This window comes from Marinagarivorans sp. (assembly GCF_982758155.1).
On the sequence record NZ_CEXWTU010000289.1, the window covers coordinates 1 to 5,166 of the forward strand.

The following is a 5,166-nucleotide window of genomic DNA, read 5'->3' on the forward strand; positions in this document are numbered from 1 at the left end:
TACTCAGCTACAAAAAAAGCCTTCCCGGATAACCGGCAAGGCTTTCAAATGCTCCCCTTGTAGGTTCTCGTTCGAACCGATTTTGGAATGATCTCAAGAAGTTTATGGAATAAAAAAACCACTCATATTGAGTGGCTTTTTTGATTTATTTTATAAACTTCTCTACACTTCCGTCATCAAATACTCTAAAGAGAAGCCTTCCTTTTCCAGAAGTTGATTCGTTAACTTCTTGCCCAAGTAGGTTAATGATTTTTACAAGCGATTTGTTGTTTAAATTATCAAACTCTAAATCCTCAGTTTGAATTACGATAGAAGAAGCAACATTAATAGCATTAACCTCATACACTTCAGATCCTTCAGTCCATACTTTAATTTTCAGGTTACTAATTAAATCATTGTCTAACACTTTAAAAGATGTTTTCTCACTGACATACATTCCATCCTTATTAGGGCTAATTTCATCATTACCCCATAATGTTAAAACAGTAACAGGTGAGGTGTATTTCGCACAACCAATAATTTTACCCAACTCATCATATGCTACAATTTCAGCATGGTTACTTGGAAGTTTATCCCAAGCATTATCAGGAATTATAACAGTCATATTATTGTCAGTATGAATTGGGGCTTTACACCATGATGTTTGAGTATTAATTGCAGGTAAAGCAGTAATTCTATATTCAGTATTATTGCCAAAATAAACTAAGGTGTCAGCTTCAACTAATTTAATCTGGTAACCTTGTCCGGGAACCATATCACCTATACCATTATAATTCCAATCAGGTAAATAAGCTAATCCGAGATAGTTTTTTGCAATTAGCAGATTCCCAGTTTCATTTAATACAGCTAAAACATTACTAGCATCAGCTGCTACAGTTCTTAAATAACTTATCATACTCCAGCCACTTGGAAGATTTAGAGGGTGATTTTCGGGATAAACATAACCTCCAGATAATGTTAATGATTGAGGGCTACTTAATTTAATTTGATACCCCTCGGTATTATTTAAATCTCCAATACCATTGTAATTCCATTCAGGTAAATAGGCCATACCTAGGTAATTCTTCACCAAACTAACTTGATCAATAATTTGAGAAAAAACGTTAGGGGTGCTAAAATCATCTAGTATTATATTTAATGAAAACATAGACCAACCACCAGGTAAATTTAAAGTTTGATTAACGTTAGTATTCAGAGCCAATAGAACGCTCATTCCATTAACTGCGTAGTTTCCAAGATTAAAATTAGGAGAAAATGTAGGCATTGTATTGAAAGATTCGAGCTCAGATGTTTTCCAAACTTTCAAAATAAACGTTTCTCCTTCAGTAAATCCATCTTTTTCTGGCGTAAATGGATCATCACCCCATGCTGTAAGACTATTATTTTGTCCGGTCCATATTGTTTTCCCTCCACATCTTAAATTACCATCTTGATCATTGAAGAAAATTCCAATAAAATCTCCATATAATAATGCTTCTTCACCAATATATGGATTAAATTCAGTGAGCATAATAGAGTGAGAGTTACCTGTATTTTCAACATGCCATGTTGGACTTGGCATTCCATTAAATTCTTGTAATGAACTAAAACCATTTGTTGCAAAATATTGAGAATTTGTAAAATTGTTAAAGAAAATAGACTCTCCAAAATATTCTCTTCCCTCAGAATTATTATACACACCAATAGTAATTAAATCATTTTCAAAGAAACCATCCTTCTGCTCAGTATCAGGATCATCCCCCCAAACTGGAATTACAACTTGTGTCTCTTGCCAAATAGTATAACCACCACATTTTAATTCACCAGTTGATTCATCCATATAAAAAGCACCAATAAAATCACCAAAACTAATTTCAGACTCATATAGGTTGAAAATGGTAGAATCTTGAATAAATAGAGAATGATTACTTCCGGTTATGCCATAGGTCCATGGAATACCACCACCAACATCAAAACTAGCTGACGCAGAGCAGCCTGAACCATCAGTAACTTCTATTAGATAATTACCTGCGCATAAATTAGTCGCATTTTGAGTAGTCTGATTGTTGTCGTCATACCATTGGAAGCTATAATCTTCACCACCACCAGAAATTGTTGTAAGGATTTCTCCCTGACACTGTCCTAGATCATCATCAATAACATTTGCTTCAATAGTTATCTCGGAAGGTGTTTCAAGAACAATGTCTAAACTTTCACTACAGCCATCCTCATTTGATACTATAACTGTATAAGAATCATTAGGTATGTCATATAAAGTAGACGTATTTTGACCATTAGACCAATCAAAATTGTAGTTATCTGCAGGATAGACCGTGATTGAAACATCAGCATCATTTGTAATACAGCTTATATTAGAAATAGCTGCTATAACCTCTATTTCAGGACAATATTCACATGAGCCATCATCTTCAGTGATGTTTGAGTTGTAGTTTAACGCTAAAGAATCCGTACAACCAGGTGCACAATTCGCTTCATAATAAGCGTTTATTGCATTTCCAGAACTACAATTCTCGCCATTATCAGCATAACTTAATCCAAATGAATTAATAACATAATTTGGAAAACCTCCTAGCGGACAGCATGAGTTTAAAAACGGATTACCATAAACATATACTGATTCTAGTTGCCAATTAAATTCATTATAATTATCAGATAATGTAGATCCACTAATAGATGTTAAACTTTCGTTTTCAGCTATCTGAAGCATTGTGTGAATATCAAAATCACCAATTCCATTAATGGTTTGAAGGTTGTTATTACCAATGATATCAATATATGTTAATCCATCAACCATCAAATTAATACTTTCAATTTCAGTATTCACAATGATTATCATATCCATAAAATGATTTGGTAATAATAAATTCAATTCGCCAATTGATGAATTATCTTGTATTTCAATACCTTCAATACTAGTTTGAATTGATAATAGTGAATTAATAGTTTCAGAGGTAATATTACCTCCTTGAATAGTAAGCCATCTTATGCCTGTATTGCTGTATAGTGGAGATAAATCTGAAACAGAAGAGCCTTCAATTCTAAGCTCTTCGATATAAGAGCATGATTCTAAACCATCAAAAGACGAAATGTCAAAAGTAGGTACACCGTCTATATCGAGATTAATATTAATCGACGTAATTAAGTGTGCTTGCTCAATATTAAGTGAATCATTTACAATGACATCCGGATACTCTGTCTGAAGATAATTAAGTAATTCAGTATCCGGGATATAAGCAGTGCGGGGGATACATGACCCATCATCATGAGTTGCAAGATCATTAAAGTTAGGAGCAAGTGGGAAAGTACATCCACTATGAATTAAATTAACAGTGTAATCTTCTGTCTCTCCCTGATAATTATTTACTTCTATACAACTACTATTTGGACTAAAATATTGATTTTGGAGATATGTTACTACTCTGAGTCTAGTTTCGCCTCCTGGAGCATTTATTTCAGTAAAGTTTGGCATATTTACTCCAAAATAATAATTAGCTGTTCCACTTTGGTTGCCAGTTTGGTATGATATCAGTAGCTCATTATCATCCATAAAATCAAAATCCATATTAAAGTCAACATAAATTTCAATTATCTTATTTGATGAATTGTTATTAACTAATTGAGCATAACAATTATATGTTTGATTAGAGATTAAATCAACTTCTATTTCAGTTCGATTGGAATAAGTGGATGAACTAGTAGAACTTCCGGGAGTGTAGCCACTATCTATATCTCCTAGAACAAATCTGTTAATACTGTGACTTGAATTTGATTGACCATTAGGTATGCAGTATTCAATATCTCCATTATATTCACAAGAACCATCATCAATAGTAGCCTCTGGATTATAGTTTAAACCTAACTCATCAGTACATCCAATTATCTCCTGCTCATACTCACAAGATCCATCATCAATAGTGGCCTCTGGATTATAGTTTAAACCTAACTCATCAGTACATCCAATTATCTCCTGCTCATACTCACAAGATCCATCATCAATAGTGGCCTCTGGATTATAGTTTAAACCTAACTCATCAGTACATCCAGATATTTCAACATCATTTTGACTCCAATTTAAAAATGGAGATGATGAGTAATTCCAAGAAAAAGAATAACCGCCTCCATCTGAACTACAATTAAACACTTCTCCAGAAGACACTTCGATGAATTGATTATCTTCTGTAAATATTCTTAATGATAAAACATCTCCATCTACACATCCTTCTGCTTCCTCAGTGGAGGTATCGTCTTTTACGAAACAAGTAATAGCAGTATATGGAGAAGTATATCTAGAAGCACCTAATAGCTCACCTTCAACATTATATATTCCTATATCAGAATTTTCTGGAGGGATATTTAACCAAGACGCATCACTTAACACATAGGTTAAACCTGTACCCGCCATACCAGGCACTACATCTAAATTAATGGCAGTAGAGTTTGTAAAATCCATGGTGGACTCTGGACATTGATCTTGATATGAGTGATACGTAAACTGTGAAATTGGTCCTGTTACATATCCATGTCCAGGAATCAAATCACCAATCTGATCAATAACTCCTGGAATAAATATATTGCCTTTGTAGTCTCTTAGCCAAAATATATTCGAAACACATTGGACAGGAATAGAATCTACTCTTGGATAAGAGATGAAATTGAGATTTGATTCGGAGTCAATATTTACATCTTCAGGAGAAATTAATTGACCCGTAATGTTCAAAGTAATTGGATTTAATGTTTTGATAGCGTAAGCCTCTGAATGGTTTACATCACCAATACCATCAAATTCAAATGCAGGTAAATAAGCTCCTCCTAAATAATTTTTAATTATAATAACATCATCTGAAACATTATCAAATAGAGTCCCAATAGTAAGACCACTACTAGGATATGTGTTTACAGAAAACAATGACCATCCTTGAGGAAATGATAAAGTCTGAGTGTGACTTTCTTCTTGACCACATACTGTAAAACTCATAGTAAACAAAAGAGCAAATAGTAAAATAAATTTTTGTGTAAAGTTTTTCATTGTAAAGGGGGTTAAGTATTTTATCATATCAAATATACAAAATAAAAAGGTCAGGTTATTTTTAAAAATAACCTGACCTATAATACTCCTCCTCTAGGGCTCGAACCTTCCCGGACGTCCGGGACTGATTAAGCACGATT

Annotated in this window: 1 protein-coding gene; it reads right to left on the reverse strand. The window is 33.5% G+C overall.

Features of this window, described 5'->3' with window-relative positions; translation table 11 throughout:
- Window positions 1-145 precede the first annotated feature (145 nt).
- Window positions 146-5,026 carry a GEVED domain-containing protein gene (locus AC3A8L_RS19565; RefSeq protein WP_487963953.1) on the reverse strand — a complete coding sequence of 1,627 codons (4,881 nt, stop codon included), beginning with the start codon at window positions 5,024-5,026 and terminating at the stop codon, window positions 146-148.
- Window positions 5,027-5,166 lie beyond the last annotated feature (140 nt).